This window comes from Paraburkholderia kirstenboschensis, assembly GCF_032806925.1.
GTDB classification, from domain to species: Bacteria; Pseudomonadota; Gammaproteobacteria; order Burkholderiales; family Burkholderiaceae; genus Paraburkholderia; species Paraburkholderia kirstenboschensis.
In genome coordinates this window covers 543,675-560,571 of sequence record NZ_CP136513.1, presented here as the reverse complement: position 1 = coordinate 560,571, position 16,897 = coordinate 543,675, and the positions used below count along the sequence as shown (strand labels likewise).

11 protein-coding genes and 1 pseudogene are annotated in these 16,897 nt (G+C 62.8%); 4 read left to right on the top strand and 8 right to left on the bottom strand.

Annotated elements, in window-relative coordinates; translation table 11 throughout:
• Positions 1-114 precede the first annotated feature (114 nt).
• Positions 115-891, top strand: coding sequence for an exodeoxyribonuclease III (gene xth / locus RW095_RS25150; RefSeq protein ID WP_317021606.1), 777 nt, complete (start codon positions 115-117; stop codon positions 889-891).
• 69 nt (positions 892-960) lie between these two features.
• Here the strand turns inward: xth and RW095_RS25145 are convergent.
• The 4 genes and pseudogenes from RW095_RS25145 to glnA all read right to left on the bottom strand — a co-directional run bounded on the left by RW095_RS25145 (position 961) and on the right by glnA (position 7,572).
• A pseudogene (locus RW095_RS25145) lies at positions 961-3,122 on the bottom strand (prolyl oligopeptidase family serine peptidase).
• A gap of 182 nt (positions 3,123-3,304) precedes the next feature.
• On the bottom strand, positions 3,305-4,822 hold the full coding sequence (gene ntrC, locus RW095_RS25140) for a nitrogen regulation protein NR(I) (protein ID WP_317021605.1): 1,518 nt from the start codon (positions 4,820-4,822) through the stop codon (positions 3,305-3,307).
• 48 nt (positions 4,823-4,870) lie between these two features.
• Positions 4,871-6,013, bottom strand: coding sequence for a nitrogen regulation protein NR(II) (gene glnL, locus RW095_RS25135; RefSeq protein ID WP_128595417.1), 1,143 nt, complete (start codon positions 6,011-6,013; stop codon positions 4,871-4,873).
• Positions 6,014-6,156: 143 nt separating this feature from the next.
• Positions 6,157-7,572, bottom strand: a complete 1,416-nt coding sequence (gene glnA / locus RW095_RS25130; protein ID WP_027775450.1) for a type I glutamate--ammonia ligase — start codon at positions 7,570-7,572, stop codon at positions 6,157-6,159.
• Positions 7,573-8,010: 438 nt separating this feature from the next.
• On the opposite strand from glnA, the gene RW095_RS25125 reads away from it, so the two are divergent.
• Entirely contained in the window at positions 8,011-8,475 is a 465-nt protein-coding gene (locus RW095_RS25125) for a rhodanese-like domain-containing protein (RefSeq protein WP_020065476.1), read from the top strand.
• A gap of 75 nt (positions 8,476-8,550) precedes the next feature.
• On the opposite strand, the gene RW095_RS25120 is transcribed toward RW095_RS25125, so the two are convergent.
• The 4 genes from RW095_RS25120 to RW095_RS25105 all read right to left on the bottom strand — a co-directional run bounded on the left by RW095_RS25120 (position 8,551) and on the right by RW095_RS25105 (position 12,474).
• Entirely contained in the window at positions 8,551-9,381 is an 831-nt protein-coding gene (locus RW095_RS25120) for a competence/damage-inducible protein A (RefSeq protein WP_317021604.1), read from the bottom strand.
• 30 nt (positions 9,382-9,411) lie between these two features.
• Positions 9,412-10,245: an EI24 domain-containing protein gene (locus tag RW095_RS25115; protein ID WP_128595419.1), complete on the bottom strand. Its 834-nt coding sequence runs from the start codon at positions 10,243-10,245 to the stop codon at positions 9,412-9,414.
• A gap of 150 nt (positions 10,246-10,395) precedes the next feature.
• Positions 10,396-11,391 (bottom strand): sterol desaturase family protein, encoded by a 996-nt coding sequence (locus tag RW095_RS25110; protein ID WP_317021603.1) that lies wholly within the window; start codon positions 11,389-11,391, stop codon positions 10,396-10,398.
• A 63-nt stretch (positions 11,392-11,454) separates the two neighbouring features.
• Positions 11,455-12,474 (bottom strand): YVTN family beta-propeller repeat protein, encoded by a 1,020-nt coding sequence (locus RW095_RS25105; protein ID WP_317021602.1) that lies wholly within the window; start codon positions 12,472-12,474, stop codon positions 11,455-11,457.
• Positions 12,475-12,529: 55 nt separating this feature from the next.
• On the opposite strand from RW095_RS25105, the gene RW095_RS25100 reads away from it, so the two are divergent.
• Both RW095_RS25100 and RW095_RS25095 read left to right on the top strand, forming a co-directional pair.
• Positions 12,530-12,697: a hypothetical protein gene (locus tag RW095_RS25100; protein WP_317021601.1), complete on the top strand. Its 168-nt coding sequence runs from the start codon at positions 12,530-12,532 to the stop codon at positions 12,695-12,697.
• A 352-nt stretch (positions 12,698-13,049) separates the two neighbouring features.
• The gene (locus RW095_RS25095) at positions 13,050-16,802 is read left to right on the top strand and encodes a YadA-like family protein (RefSeq protein ID WP_317021600.1); all 3,753 of its coding nucleotides are present in this window, start codon (positions 13,050-13,052) and stop codon (positions 16,800-16,802) included.
• Positions 16,803-16,897: the final 95 nt, after the last annotated feature.

The following is a 16,897-nucleotide window of genomic DNA, read 5'->3' as shown; positions in this document are numbered from 1 at the left end:
CGCATCGGCTTTTTATTTTGTTCGTTCCGCATGGTTCGAGCCGCGCGAAAATCGTCTCGCCCCGTGTGCGCTGGTAAGCTACGGCTCCTGCGCCATTCAGCTTGAGAATTTCCCGTGAAAATCGCCACCTGGAACGTCAACTCCCTCAAAGTCCGCCAACAGCATGTGATCGACTGGCTCGAAACCACCGGCACCGACGTGCTGTGCCTTCAGGAACTGAAGCTGCCCGACGAGAAGTTCCCACGCGCCGAACTCGAAGAAAAAGGCTACCGCAGCTGGTTCGCGGGCCAGAAGACGTACAACGGGGTCGGCATCCTCGTGCGCCAGGGTCTGAATGTTGACGAAAGCAGCATCGTGCGAAATATTCCCGGCTTTGAGGACTTGCAGCAGCGCGTCGTCGCGGCGACCGTCGAAGGCGTGCGTATCATCTCCGCGTACTTTCCCAACGGCCAGGCGCCCGGCACCGACAAATTCGCGTACAAGCTCCGCTGGCTCGCCGCGCTGCACGACTGGATCAAAAGCGAAATGGCGTTATATCCGAAGCTCGCGCTGCTCGGCGACTACAACATCGCACCGGACGACCGGGACGTGCACGATCCGAAGGCGTGGGAAGGTCAGAACCTCGTGTCGCCGGAAGAACGCGCCGAGTTCGTGCGGCTGATCGAACTGGGTCTCGTCGACGCGTTCCGTCAGTTCGAGCAGCCCGAAAAAATCTATTCGTGGTGGGACTACCGGATGATGGCGTTTCGCCGCAACGCGGGGCTGCGCATCGACCATATCCTGCTTTCGAAGCCGCTCTCTGAAGCGTGCACGTCATGCGAAGTCGATAAGGTGCCGCGCAAGTGGGACCAGCCGTCGGACCATGCACCGGTCGTCGCGCAGATCGGCTGACGAACACTGGCACGACCGGTCAGGTTCAGCAACGTCAAGCGCGCTTGCTGAATAGGCTTTCACGAAGCCTCAAGCGCAAGCGCTCAGCGTTCGCCATAGAAACTCGAAAACCATCGCGTCGTGCTCGGCCTGCTCCAGTTCATCGGAGCTGCCGTGCCCGCCGTCCGTATTCTCGCGATACCACACGTTGTCCACGCCGAGCGCCTGCATGTGCGCGGCCATCTTTCGCGCATGGCCGGGATGCACGCGATCGTCGGCGGTGGATGTCGTGAACAGCACGGGCGGATACTTCACGCCCGCCGACACGTTGTGATAAGGCGAATAAGCGGCGAGCGCGCGCGCGTCGTCCGGATCGTCGGGATCGCCGTATTCGTCGATCCATGACGCGCCTGCATGCAGCAGGTGATAGCGGCTCATATCGAGCAGCGGCACTTCGCAGATCACCGCGCCGAACAGATCGGGGCGCTGGACCATGCACGCCGCCACCAGCAGGCCTCCATTGCTGCCGCCCTGAATGCCCAGTTGCGCGGCGCTCGTCACGCCGCTCGCGGCGAGCGCTTGCGCCACCGCGATGAAGTCGTCGAATGCGCGTTGCCGTTCCTCGCCTTGCGCCGCCGTGTGCCAGCGGGTACCGAACTCGCCGCCGCCGCGAATGTGAGCAACCACGTACACGCCGCCACGCTCCAGCCAGCCGATGCCCTGCCCCGTCAGATAACTCGGCAGCAGCGGAATCGCGAAGCCGCCGTAGCCGGTCAGCAGACAGGGCAGCGAGGATTGCGACGCCGACACCTCTTCTGCCGAGTCGATGCGTTGCTCATCCCGCGCGGACCGCGGTCCGATCACCGTGTACGGCACACGTGTACCGTCCGCGGAGACTGCATGCCCGCGCGTCACCATGAAGCGCGTCGCGTTGAACTGCGTCGGCCAGCGTTCGAGCAACTCCCATTCGTTGAGATCGTCGCGGGCAAGATCGGTGAGCCAGTACGCGGGGGGCTGCAGATAGTCATCGGTATCGACGAACACCTCGTCGTTCAGCGTCGCCCCCACCGGCGAGACGTCGGCTTGCCCGTCCGGGTGCGATGGGAAGACGCGCCGCTGCCACTGCCATGTCTGATCGGCAATCTGCGACGTGGTGAACAACAAGGTCTTGTTCTGCACGTCTTCGAGATAGGACACGATGAGCTGGTTGCGCGTGTGCGTCCATTCGCACGCGGAGGTCTGCGCAGTGGGCATGAAGAGCGGCGTCATGTCGCGCTCGCCGCGCAGGAACGCGGCTTCGCGATCGCCAGCAACGCGCCGCCCGGGTACACGACGCCATTGCAGTGCCAGTCGAGGCGCGGCTCGAGCAACAGCCAGCCCTGCCAGCCGCTCACTCCAACATGCGAGGGCACGTCATAACGGCGCCAGGCGTCGGCGGGAGCGTGAGCGCCATCCACGCCGCTCGCGTCGTCCAGGTAGTACGTGTGCGAATCGAAGAAATCGACGCTGCTCACCACCGTGTGCCGCTTTTCCACCGGATCGTAATGCCCTTCCACGCCGATATCGCTAAACGCACCCTTGAACACGACGGGTGCAGCGGCGAGCGCCGTGCCGCGCGTCCAGCGCCGCACTTCGCGCGGATAGCCGGAGCGCGTCAGGCTTTTGCGACCATTGTCCCAGCCCACGTAAAGCGTATTACGGTCGATCCACGATGCGGTGTGCTTGCCGGCCTTCGCGATCGCGAATCCATCGTCGACAAAACGCTGTGTGTCGATGTCGAACTCGCGGACCACCAGCGCGTCCGAGCCGCCCGGCGACATCGTGATCAGCGCGCGATCGCCGTCGGGATAGAGAATGTCGAACTCCGAGCAAACCCACGGCGTTCCTTCTGCTTCGCCGAGTGCATCGAAGTCGATCAGGTTCTGCCATTCGGGCTTGCCGCCGCGCCATGCGGCCCAGGTCGTGCGCCGCCAGATGCCTTTGGGATTGCGCTCGTCCTGCCACAGGTCGTACGCCCATTCTTTCCAACGGTCTGGAATCACCGGACGTTCGCGCGGCAAATAGGCATCGGCGAGACGTTGCCTGAGCGTTTCGAATGGCGCGCCGCTGCACCATGCGGCGCGCGTGCGAGCATTCTGCCTGTCGACCCACGCGAGCGCTTCAGGGTCGTCGAGCGCTTCGAGCCAGAGGAACGGATCGGGAGAAAGCGGCCAGGAAAAACAATTGGGAGAAACGGAAGAAGCAGAAGGCATCGTCGGCTGTCGAAGGAAAACAGCGTTGATTATGCCTTGCGACCGCGCGAACCTGCTTCAACGGGCTCGCGCGACTCGCGACGAAGGGCTGCCGGGCGCAACAGCGCGATCGACCAGGGCGGGCGCCCTGCGCGCCACCCTGAGCCGCCGCGCCCCGCTCAGTGACCGGTGACCAATGAGCGTCAAGGCTCGAGATTGAGTTCCTGAATCTTGCGCGTAATCGTATTGCGCCCGATGCCCAGACGCTCCGCCGCCTCGACCTTGCGTCCCCGCGTGAAGTCGAGTGCCTCGCGGATCACCGCGGCTTCGAAACGGCGCGCGAGTTCGTCCATCACATCGGCGGAGTTCTCGCGCAAGAGGCGTGCGACTTCCGTGCGCAAGCCACCTTCCCACGCGCTGACGGGCGTGGCCACCGGCATCCCGCCAGCCGCTGCCGGATGCGCGGCCGCATTCATGCCGTTCAGCGCCGCAGTACCCGCAAGGCTCGCGTCCGCCGTGCCGAGCGCGGCGCCGCCACCGCCAGCAAGGTCGGTTGCGCCGGCCTGCGCGGGGCCCAGATCGGGCGGCAAATCCTTGATTTCGATGGTCTGCGCGGGCGCCATCACCGTCAACCAGTTGGCGAGATTCTCCAACTGCCGTACGTTGCCCGGAAACGGCAGCGACGCCAGATACGCGAGCGCCTCTTCCGACACGCGCTTGGACTCGACGCCAAGATCGCGTGCGCTTTTTTGCAGGAAGTGCCGCGTCAGCAAAGGAATGTCTTCGCTGCGCTCGCGCAATGCCGGCAAACGCAAGCGGATCACGTTGAGACGGTGATACAGATCCTCGCGGAACAAACCCTGACGTACGCGCGATTCGAGATTCTGGTGCGTCGCCGCGATCACGCGCACATTCGCGCGCAGCGGATTGTGCCCGCCGACACGGTAGAACTGACCATCCGACAGCACGCGCAACAGACGCGTCTGCAAGTCGAACGGCATATCGCCGATTTCGTCCAGGAAGAGCGTGCCGTTCTCGGCCTGTTCGAAGCGACCCTGGCGCATTGCCTGCGCGCCGGTGAACGCGCCGCGCTCATGGCCGAATAGTTCGGATTCCAACAGATCCTTCGGGATCGCCGCGGTGTTCAGCGCAATGAACGGACCGTTCGCGCGTGGGCTATGTCGGTGCAGCGCACGCGCGACGAGTTCCTTTCCGGTGCCCGATTCGCCGGTAATGAGCACGGTTGCCGCGGAATGGGACAAACGTCCGATCGCCCGGAACATGTCTTGCATCGCCGGTGCCTGGCCGAGCATTTCCGGTGCATCGGCAACGCGCTCGTCCCACGTCTGCTCGCCGCGCATGCTCTCGTCCACCGCGCGGCGGATCAGTTCGACGGCCTTGTCGACGTCGAAAGGCTTCGCGAGATATTCGAAGGCGCCGCCCTGAAATGCGGCCACCGCGCTGTCCAGATCCGAAAACGCCGTCATGATGATGACGGGCAAGCCCGGCACCTTGTCGCGCACGGTTTGCAGCAGTTCGAGGCCGGAACCTCCGGGCATTCTGATGTCCGACACCAGCACCTGCGGGCTGTCGTGATCGAGCGCCGCCGACGCCTCGCGCACATTCGCGAAGCTGCGAGTCGCGAAGTTCTCGCGAGCAAGGGCTTTTTCAAGCACCCAGCGAATCGATTGATCGTCGTCTACTATCCAGATCGGCTTCATATAGGTCTGTCAGAAGTCTTGAGATGCCTGCAGTGTGCAGATGCGGTGTTAGCAGTCGAGCGGCAGCAGAATCTGAAACTCGGTGTGGCCAGGCCGGCTTTCCACTTCAATCAGACCGTCGTGTTGTTGCACGAACGTCTGCGCGAGCGTCAGACCGAGACCGCTGCCATCCTCGCGCCCCGATACGAGCGGATAAAAGATGCGGTCACGGATTTCCTCGGGAATGCCGGGGCCGTTGTCGATGATATGCAAGTCCAGTGCCAGCTTACACAAGCGTTTCGACACCGTAATCTTGCGTGCAATACGCGTGCGCAGTTCGATGCGCGCGTCGCCTTGCGAAATGCGTTCGCGCAATGCTTCGGCCGCGTTACGCACAATGTTGAGGAGCGCCTGGATCAGTTGCTCCTTGTCGCCGCGCAGGTCGGGCACGCTCACGTCGTAATCCCGCTCGATGGTGAGGCCGCGCGGAAACTCCGCGAGAATCACCTGGCGCACGCGCTCGCACACTTCGTGAATATTCACGTCGCCGACGATATGCGGATGGCGGTGCGGCTCGAGCAACCGGTCCACGAGCGTCTGCAAGCGGTCGGATTCCTTGATGATGACCTGCGTGTACTCGCGCAATTCGTCGCGCTGACGCTCGCCCAGTTCGAATTCGAGTAACTGCGCCGCGCCGCGAATGCCGCCGAGCGGATTCTTGATTTCGTGCGCGAGATTGCGGATCAGCTGTTTATTGACGGCCGTGAGGTCGTTGATTCGCTCCTCGCGGTCGGTGCGCAAATGCCGCTCGTTCTCGAACAGTTCGAGCAACACGTAGTCTTGCGCGCTTTCCAGGAAACCGACGATCGCATGCACATGCAGCGGCTCGTGACCGGGCCGCTCGAGCACGGCGTCCAGATGCGTCGCGTGAAAACGGTGCGCGGCGATCGAGGTGATGGTCGCGACCAGTTCGTCGGCATTGGAGAAGATGTCCGGCCACGCCATCTGCGTCAACTGCTTGCGCGAAAGCTCGAGCATCGACTCGGCCGACGGATTCGCGAACGCAACGCGCAGCGTGCGCTTCTCGAGTATCAGCACGACGGTGGGCAATGCCTCGAAGCCCGGCAGCAAACCGGAAGCGACGAGCTGCGCGTCATCCGACAGCGTCTGCTCGTGACCTTTGCGCGCCTTGATCAGATTTTTTAGAACCATCTTGCAGTCTGGCCGATAGGAGATGGTGGCAAATCATTGCGCCCGGTCCAACGAAAAAGGGACGGCGCCGCCGTCCCTTCGTGACCGATCGCGAGCGTCGGACAAAGCGCTTCGCCGTTCAAAGGGCGAAGCGCCATTGCCGCTTACAGCGAGTAGTACATTTCGAACTCGATCGGGTGCACCGACTGACGATAACGCTGCAGCTCGTTCGTCTTCAGTTCGATGTACGCGTCGAGCATCGAATCCGTGAACACGCCACCGCGCGTCAGGAATTCGCGGTCGCCGTCCAGCGCGTCCAGAGCCTGATCGAGGCCGGCGCACACGGTCGGGATCTTTGCATCCTCTTCCGGCGGCAGGTCGTACAGGTTCTTGTCGGCGGCTTCGCCCGGGTGAATCTTGTTCTGCACGCCGTCCAGACCCGCCATCATCAGCGCGGAGAAGCACAGGTACGGATTCGCCATCGGATCCGGGAAGCGCGTTTCGATACGGCGGCCCTTCGGGTTCGACACGTGCGGAATACGGATCGACGCCGAACGGTTGCGAGCCGAGTAAGCCAGCTTCACAGGTGCTTCGAAGTGCGGCACGAGACGCTTGTACGAGTTCGTCGACGGGTTCGTGATCGCGTTCAGCGCGCGAGCATGCTTGATGATGCCGCCGATGTAGAACAGCGCGAATTCCGACAGGCCTGCGTAGCCGTTGCCCGCAAACAGGTTCTGACCGTCCTTCCAGATCGACTGGTGAACGTGCATGCCCGAACCGTTATCGCCGACGATCGGCTTCGGCATGAACGTTGCCGTCTTGCCATACGTGTGCGCGACGTTCTGGATGATGTACTTCATCTGCTGCAGCCAGTCGGCGCGTTGCACCAGCGTCGAGAACTTCGTGCCGATTTCGTTCTGGCCCTGGCCCGCGACTTCGTGGTGATGCACTTCGACCGGAATGCCGATCTGTTCGAGCAGCAGACACATTTCCGAACGGATGTCCTGGAACGTGTCGACCGGAGCGACCGGGAAGTAGCCACCCTTCGTGCCCGGACGGTGACCGGTGTTGCCGCCTTCGAATTCCTTCGACGACGACCACGGTGCTTCTTCCGAGCCGATCTTGACGAAGCAGCCCGACTGATCCGTATTCCACTGGACCGAGTCGAAAATGAAGAATTCCGGTTCCGGACCGAAGAAGGCCGTGTCGCCCAGACCCGAGCTCTTCAGATAGGCTTCAGCGCGCTTGGCGAGCGAGCGCGGGTCGCGCTCGTAGCCCTTGCCGTCCGCCGGTTCGACGACGTCGCAGGTCAGCACGAGCGTGGACTCTTCGTAGAACGGGTCGATGAAGGCGGTGTTCGCGTCCGGAATCAGCAACATATCCGATGCTTCGATGCCCTTCCAACCGGCAATCGACGAACCGTCAAACGCATGGCCGCTTTCGAACTTGTCTTCATCGAATGCCGACACCGGCACCGAAACATGTTGCTCTTTGCCGCGCGTGTCGGTGAAACGGAAGTCGACAAACTTGACGTCTTCGTCTTTGACGAGTTGAACGACGTCGGCCACGGATTTACTCATAACCTATCTCCTGATTAACGAATTCGGCGGATTTCAGCCGCCGCCCAATCTAGCTGACCCGTCCCGGCGCGTCCACCCCTCAATGATGAAGAGTGAATGTCAAAATGCGCCGCGGCAGATCGATCCGGCCCATTAAAGCAGCAACTGTGCCATGTATGCTCCAACGAGGCGCGAAGCCATGCGGCACGCGCGTTGCGGGGGAATTCGCGCACCGCATCACATGCGGCCCTGAAATCGGGGATAGGCTCGAAGCACCGAATCGGGGCATTTATCCGCAGACATTAGCCGCGTCGGTTTGTTTTGGTGCATTTGAGGTATTTTGCACCACCTTTGAGCATTCAAGTCGATCGCGCAGTACGGCGAGATAGGCAGCATCTGGACCCCGCGCCAGCCCCGGACGCCGCGCTAGAATGGTCTTTTGGTCAAGGAGACTGGCTCATGAGCACACTAGAACAGCTGTACTCGCAGGCGGACAAACGCCGCACCGAAAACCAGTTGCCTTACGCTGGCGCGCTTTCGCCGGCCGAGGCGTTCGAACTGCTGCAACTCGATCCGCGCACGCGTCTCGTGGATGTGCGCACCCGTGCGGAACTCGACTGGGTTGGCCGGCCGGTGATCGGCGACGGCCAGTATGCGCATGTCGAATGGACACGCTATCCGGGCGCCGTGCCGAATCAGGAATTCCTGCACCAGTTGAGCGACGTTGCGTCGCCCGATACACCGGTGCTTTTCCTGTGCCGCAGCGCCGCGCGTTCGAAGCTCGCGGCCATCGCCGCAGCCCAGGCCGGCTTCACGAAGGCCTACGACCTGCTGGAAGGCTTTGAAGGCGACAAGGACGGCCAGGGCCACCGCAAGACCGTCTCGGGCTGGTGTTTTCGCGGCTTGCCGTGGATCGGCGCGTGAGGGCCGTTGCATACCGCCCTGGCGAAGCCGCGCGCCATGCGCGGTCGCAAACCCGCATTAGCGCATAGGCGAAGCTCAGGCGCGGGGCTTCGCCGCTGCCGCCTCGTGCTCGACGATGTCGCCGCCTAGCAGGTGCACGCCTTCACGCAGCTTCACGAACGCCGCTGCAACCGCCTCCGGCTCGCCCTTCACGCCCAGGTCGATGTGATGGCGCGCATACACGCCGCCGCGCTCGGCGTCGCCGACGCTCGGCAGACTGAACACGCGCACGCCAGGAAAATCGTGTTCGATCTTTTCCATTAGCGGCGTTACGCGCGACTCGGGCAACTCGAACACCAGCAACGACTTTTCCGCGTGCGGCATTGCGTGATGCAGGTGCGCGTAGTGTGTGTCCAGCACCCATTCGATCATCGGCCAGGCCATGACCGGAAAGCCCGGCACGAAATAATGCTCGCGGATCGAGAAGCCCGGAATCTTGTTGTAGCCGTTCGGAATAATCTCTGCGCCTTGCGGATACGTGCCCATATTCAGACGATGCAGGTTCTCGGGCGAGTTCAGGTCGAGCGGCGTCGCCGCAGTGGCCGGATACATGTCGCGGATGCGCTCCTGAATCAGCTTCTGCGCTTGCGGATGCAATTCCAGCGGCACGCCGAGCGCCGCCGCCGCGCATTGACGCGTATGGTCGTCCGGCGTCGCGCCGATGCCGCCCGTCGAGAACACGATATCGCCGGAGCTGAAAGTGCGCCGCAGCGTTGCCGTGATACGTTGCGGGTCGTCGCCGATATACTCCGCCCAGCCAAGCGACAAGCCACGCGCGCCCAGCAGTTCTATGACTTTCGGCAAATGCTTGTCGACGCGCCTGCCCGACAGAATTTCATCGCCGATGATGATGACGCCAAATGCCATTGCCGCCTCTTTGGTTATCTCGCTTGTTGATCAATAAGGAACCGGTGCAGTTTGCCGCACGCCCCCTGCCTCGTCCGCGCGCATGCGTTGCAGCGCCCGCAAACAGTAGTAGCCGAACCACAGCGCCGAAAATACGAGGATGAATGCATAGATCCAGATCGTCACCGCGGTGATGACCGGGAACAACACGATCAGCCACACCGACGACGCCCACAACAGCGTCGGCAACGAACCCAGCAAACCGCTTGCGACGCCGATCAGCAGCAGCGGCAAGCGGAAACGCCGCACCAGCGCACGCCGTTCGTCGCGGCTGGCGTGCAGCGCGAGCGCGTCGTAGGTCATCACACGATAGGTCAGCCAGCCCCACAGCAGCGGCGGAATCAACGCGAAAAACGGCGGCACGAGCCACAGCGGCAGCGTGACGATCAGCAGCACGAGACATACCAGCGTCGTCCAGAGCGCTTGGCCGAGGCTGCCGTACCACGTTCCGCCGCGGCGCATTTCGAGGCTCGGGAACTGGCGCGTCGAGAGGAAGCGGATCACGGCCGGCATCGACAGTGTGGCGATCAACAGCAAAACCGTGACGACGATCAGCGGGATCGTCATCGCAATCACGAGGAATGGCGCGATGGCCGCGTGCAGTCCGGAAAAGCCAAGCGAGTCGAACAAATGGTAGAGCGTGACGGTAAACGACCAGCTTTCCAGCCAGCCGCGTGTCGCGCCGATCAGCGTTTGCCACGAGAACCACAGGATCACGCCCCACCCGACTGTTGCCGCGAGGAACGGCAGGAAGGTCAGCCAGAGCATGCGCGGGTGGAGCGCGCTTGCGAGCGCGCGCCCGAACGAGCGCAACAGATCATTCATGCGAGCCAGTGCCGGTGAATGCAACGATAGAATTGAGGAAGCGCCGCGCCGGTTACTGAATGCGGACCGTGAGCGCAAACGTGGACAGCATAAACCACGTGACGCGCCGCCGGGGAAACCGGCGGCGTGCGAAGAAACCAAGCGGCAGGCTCAGGCCGCAGTCGCGCCGCCCTGATTGCGCCGCCGTGCCGACAGACGCCGGCCGATGCGTGCGAAGGCGAGCCAGTGCTGCGCCCAGAAGCCTTCGCCGTAGCCGCGGCCCTGGAGTTGATCGCTGATTCCGGTCGGCTCCATCTCGCGGCTCCACGAGACGCTCCGAAACAGCATGTCCCACCACGGAAACAGCACGCCGAAGTTGCAGCCGTATTTCAGACCTTGGTGACCGTAGCCGATCGCATGATGGCGCCGATGAAATGTCGGGCTGACCAGCAGACGCTCTCCGAGCCAGCCGAAGTACAGGCGAATGTTGGCGTGCTGCACGCTTTGCGCGAGGTTCGTGATAGCGACCAGCACGACGAATTGCGACGGCGGCACACCGATCACGAGCGCGATTACCGCGAAGAACGACGCCTGCAACAGATCGTCGAGCAGATGGTTGCGGTCGTCGGCCCACAGCGACATTTGCTGCTGGCTGTGATGCACCGCATGCAACTCCCACCAGACGCCAATGCGGTGCTGCCAGCGGTGATACCAGTAACCGGCGAAATCGAGCACCAGAAGGTACATTACAAAAGTGACGAGCGGCTGCGTAGTCACGCCCGGCCACAGATTGTCGAACTCGATGTTCGAGATGTCATGCAGGCGCAGCCACGCCTGGACATGGTCGAAAAACGGCTGCAGCGCAAAAAAGAAAAACAGGTTGAGAATGCCGAGCTTGGCGATCCACGTGTAGATCACGTCGACGCGCACCGCCTTGCGGTTCTCCCACTGCTCGACCGGACGCAGCGCCTCCAGCGGCCGCAAAATCGCGTACATGGCCAGCACTTCGAGGACGCCCACGATCACCCAGTAGAGGCTGTCGTACGTGTCTTCGTCGTAGTCCATCAGATTGAAGTGGAACAGCAGTGGCTGCACCACGTCGACGTACAGCAACGTCTGCAACGCGGAGACGAAGCTGTCGAGAGAGGACGAAATCAGATGGAACATGGCGCTGGTCGGGTTACTTCGATCGTTACGGCTCGCTCAGAAGCGGCAAGGATAGCTGCATTATCACGCGCCGTTCGGCGCCGTAACCGGCGCACGATTAAAGAAATAGATGCCATGCGGCGAACGGCCCACCGCAATGGTCTGAATCAGCTTGCGCGTGTTCAGGTCGATGATGCCGACGTGCTTCGCGAAGCGGAACGTTACCCACAGATACCGTTTGTCGGCGGAAAGTTCCATGTCGTCTGGCCCAGGCAACAAACCGGTGATGTCGCCGACATTGGTGAGCGAATCTTCGTCGATGATGCTGATCGTGCTTGCCACCCGGTTGGACACCGCGACGTGCTTGCCGTCGGCGAGCGAGCGGAAGTTGTGCGCGCCGTTGCCCGTGTGAATGGTCCTGACGACCTTCTGCGTGTGCCAGTCGACCACGGCCACGTAGTCGGCGCCGGTCATGCCGACGAGCAGATACTTCTCGCCCGGCGTCATCCAGAGCCCTGCGGGGACCTTGCCGACCTTCATCTTCCACTTGACGGTTTGCGTGGCCAGATCGATCGCGGCGAGTTCGCCGGAGACCTGCAGCGTAACGAACACCGTTTTGCTGTCGTTCGTGAACGCCATGTGGCTGGGCATGACCGCAAGCGGCAGACGCGACGCGAGCGTCATCTGGTTCTTCTGGCCGTCGTAGTGATAGATATCGAGGCGGTCGAGGCGCAGACCGGTGGTGACGAGCCACTTGCGATCAGGCGAAAAGCCGATCTGGTACGGGTCTTCTATGTTTTCGACCCAGCGCTGCACCTGCCCCGACTTGGGGTCCACGAACATCAGGTTGTTCGACACCGAGTTCGCCACGATCAACGACGAGTTGTCCGGCGTCACCATCAGGTGATGCGGTTCCTTGCCGGTCGGTACTGTGCCGATAACCTGGCGGGTCGTCTCGTCGATAAGGCTCAGCGTGGCTTCGGCGGAATTCAGCACGATCACGTTGTTGGCATGGGCCGCCGGAGAAACAAAGCCTGTGGCGGCTACGAGAGCCAAGCCCGCGGCGAACGTGGCTGTCACGCCAGGAAGAAAAAATTTACGCATGAAAACTCACTTCGGAGAACAACCATCATTGTAGAACGTTTGCCCCGGCGTGCGGTTGACGCAGATCGGGTTGCCGCGCACGGAAAATGAAGGGCCGGATGGGGCGCTTGTTGAACTCTGGAATCTGCTTCGTAATGGCGGCAGCGGCGCCATAAAGTCAGTCTCATTTAAGCGGGATAACAATAAGAAAATCCGCATCAAGAATTACCAAAATAAGGAATGACCGCGATTAATCTTGTTCCGCTCTGGTTTAGAACGGGATTAATTCATGCATTTAAGACGGCCGAATTTGTTTTGCATATTTTCGGATTTCGCTTATTTCCGCCGTTCATAGCGTGCTCTGACAATCTCGCGTGCTCATCGTCCAACCCTCAATCTGTGGACGTTTCGAGTGTGACGCAGATAATCCGGGCGTGGGCAACCACACGACAAGCAATAGTCAAATAATGGCAGCAACAGGCTTTGCATTTATATGCCGACATTTTTGCGCGCGATCCGATTAATGGGCGATGACGCCTTCTCTGATTATCTCGTCCACTCCGGCCACGAAACAACAGCGCGGAGTTTCAAGACAAGTGAATAACATCCATCAATCAATCTGGTGCGAAGCGACGGCAACGTGGGTAGCGACGCCCGAAACCTCGACGGCGAAGACAAAGCGCGGTTCTACGCGCAGGAAGCTTGTTGCACTGGCGGTAGCTGCGGCGGCTGCGGTATTGGGTGGGGCGAACGTGATGGCAGCCGGCGTCAATTCCACGCAGGCGGGCCCTGGCGCCAACGCCGCCGGAGACAACTCGGTTGCGCTAGGAGTGACCGCGACCGCATCGGGTATGAGTTCCATTGCGGAAGGTGCGGGCGCGGCCGCGGCGGGAGACAACTCCATAGCAGTCGGCTTGACGGCAAGAGCCTCTGGCGCGAACTCGATCGCACAAGGTGCGGGTTCCGCTGCTTTGGCCGAGAGTTCAACAGCCTTGGGCACGGGTGCGGTTGCAAACGGCTTCCGGTCGATTGCAACCGGAGCGGGCACCGTGGCGTCGGGCTCCGATTCGGTTGCAACAGGGACGGCATCCGTTGCAGTTGGTGCTCGCGCGGTTGCTACAGGACTGCTGGCAACTGCAAACGGTACCGACTCGATCGCGGCCGGGTCAGGAGCGCTCGCAGACAAGGACGGCAGCGCCGCCTTAGGCAGCGTTGCGACCGCTACCGGAACGCAGTCGACGGCCGTTGGCTACGGCGCGACGTCCAGCGCGTTCCGCACTGTCGCACTTGGCTATGCGGCCACGGCGTCAGGCAATAACGCATTTGCCGGTGGACCCTCGGCTACGGCCGCAGGCAGAAACTCCACGGCGCTTGGCTATGTCGCTTCCGCTACGGGCTTGAACTCGGTCGCGATCGGTTACAGCGCCGCGGCCTCCACTGACAACAGCGTCGCACTCGGCGCTCACTCCACCACGGGAGCGGACCCGAGCAAACCCGGATATGTACCGGCTGGCGCCGATCCCAGGACAATTGCGGCTATGGTCGCAAAGGGCGAAGTATCAATCGGCTCTCAAGACAACGAGCGCCGCCTGACGAATGTCGCGGCCGGAGCGGACGCAACCGACGCCGTCAACGTCAGCCAGTTGCAAGCCGCTACGGCAAGCGCCTCGCGCTACTTCAAGGCAAACGGCAACGGCCTGAACGACGGTACCGACGACGCATCGGCGACCGGCGCCAATGCGGTCGCCATCGGCAGCTCGGCACTTGCCGCGGGCCAGGCCAGCTTTGCCGCCGGCACGAGTTCCCAGGCACAGGGCGGTTTCAGCACCGCGGTTGGGGGCTTTGCCACTGCGTCAGGCGACGGCTCCACTGCTCTCGGGTACAAGGCAAGCGCGGTAGCGCTCAACTCCGTCGCGCTCGGTTATCAGGCAAGCGCCACCGCCGCCAACTCCGTCGCACTCGGTTATCAGGCAAGCGCCGTCGCCGCCAACTCGGTCGCGCTCGGTCAAGGCTCCATCGCCGATCGCGCCGGAACGGTCTCGGTTGGCTCGGCGAGCAACGAACGGCAGATCACGAACGTCGCGGCCGGCACCGAGGCAACCGACGCCGTCAACCTTAGCCAGTTGCAAACCGTCAGCGCGAACGCCTCGCGCTACTTCAAGGCAAACGGCAATGGCCTGAACAACGGTACCGACGACGCATCGGCGACCGGCTCCAATGCGGTCGCCATCGGCAGCTCGGCACTTGCCGCGGGCCAGGCCAGCTTTGCCGCCGGCACGAGTTCCCAGGCACAGGGCGGTTTCAGCACCGCGGTTGGGGGCTTGGCCAGTGCGTCAGGCGACGGCTCCACTGCTCTCGGGTACAAGGCAAGCGCGGTAGCGCTCAACTCGGTCGCACTCGGTTATCAGGCAAGCGCCGTCGCCACCAATTCCGTTGCGCTCGGTCAAGGCTCCATCGCCGATCGCGCCGGAACGGTCTCGGTCGGCTCGGCGAGCAACGAACGGCAGATCACGAACGTCGCGGCCGGCACCGAGGCAACCGACGCCGTCAACCTTAGCCAGTTGCAAACCGTCAGCGCGAACGCCTCGCGCTACTTCAAGGCAAACGGCAATGGCCTGAACAACGGTACCGACGACGCATCGGCGACCGGCGCGAATGCGGTCGCCATCGGCAGCTCGGCACTTGCCGCGGGCCAGGCCAGCTTTGCCGCCGGCACGAGTTCCCAGGCACAGGGCGGTTTCAGCACCGCGGTTGGGGGCTTGGCCAGTGCGTCAGGCGACGGCTCCACTGCTCTCGGGTACAAGGCAAGCGCGGTAGCGCTCAACTCGGTCGCACTCGGTTATCAGGCAAGCGCCGTCGCCACCAATTCCGTTGCGCTCGGCCAAGGCTCCATCGCCGATCGCGCCGGAACGGTCTCCGTCGGCTCAGCGAGCAACGAACGGCAGATCACGAACGTCGCGGCCGGCACCGAGGCAACGGACGCCGTCAACCTTAGCCAGTTGCAAACCGTCAGCGCGAACGCCTCGCGCTACTTCAAGGCAAACGGCAATGGCCTGAACAACGGTACCGACGACGCATCGGCGACCGGCGCGAATGCGGTCGCCATCGGCAGCTCGGCACTTGCCGCGGGCCAGGCCAGCTTTGCCGCCGGCACGAGTTCCCAGGCACAGGGCGGTTTCAGCACCGCGGTTGGGGGCTTTGCCACTGCGTCAGGCGACGGCTCCACCGCTCTCGGCTATCAGGCGAGCGCAGCGGGGCTCAATTCCGTCGCGCTCGGCTATCAGGCAAGCGCGGTAGCGCTCAACTCCGTGGCCCTCGGTTATCAGGCAAGCGCCGTCGCCGCCAATTCCGTTGCGCTCGGTCAAGGCTCCATCGCCGATCGCGCCGGAACGGTCTCCGTCGGCTCGGCCGGCAACCAACGGCAGATCACGAACGTCGCAGCCGGCACAGCCGACACCGACGCTGTCAACGTCGCACAGTTGAAGGCCGTAAGCGACCAGGGCGCCGCGAACGCCGCAAAGCTCGACGGTGCGGTGATGTACGACCAGGACGCCAATGGCAACGTCGACAAAAACAGCGTCACGCTGGGTGGCGATGCAGCTAGCGGCGGCACCACCATCCACAACGTCGCCGCAGGCGTCGACGCTTCAGATGCCGTCAACGTCGGTCAACTGAACGCGGCGATCACCGGCGCCGTCAACAACGCCGTGGTCAACGCAGCGAATCCTTTCTTCAGCGGCGAAGGCAATCGCGACACCGAAGGTGCCGTGTCGTCGGGCGTGCACTCGGTCGCTGGCGGCGCGAACGCCCAGGCCACCGGCGCGAACGCCAGCGCAATCGGCGCGAATTCCGTCGCAAGCGGCAACAACGCGACTGCGCTCGGCGCGGCCGCCATCGCTAGCGGCACGAATTCCGTCGCCTTGGGCCAAGGCTCGGTCGCGGATCGCGCGAATACGGTATCCGTCGGCGCCGCGGGTCAGGAGCGCCAGATCGCCAATGTTGCAGCCGGCGTGCAAGGCACGGACGCAGTCAACGTCAATCAGTTGCAGCAGAGCGCGCGCGGCGCGGTCGGCGAGGCGCGCAACTACACCGACGACCAGATCCGCTCTGCACGACGCGATTCGTATGGCGGCACCGCGTCTGCGCTGGCCATGGTCGGGCTGCCTCAGGCCGTGCTGCCCGGTCACGGCATGGTCGCGGTGGCCGGCGGCACCTATGGCGGTCAGTCCGCGCTTGCCATCGGCGTGTCGCAGTTGTCGGAAACGGGCAAGTGGGTCTACAAGCTGCAAGGAAGCACGGACTCGCGCGGCCAGTTCGGCGCATCGGTCGGCGCGGGTATGCACTGGTAAGCGGGTACTGCCGGACTGGCGCACTGCCGTCCAGTCCGGCGCTGCGCCGTGCATCACGCTGTCAAATACTAAAGTCAGCAGGTAGGCGCAGGTCC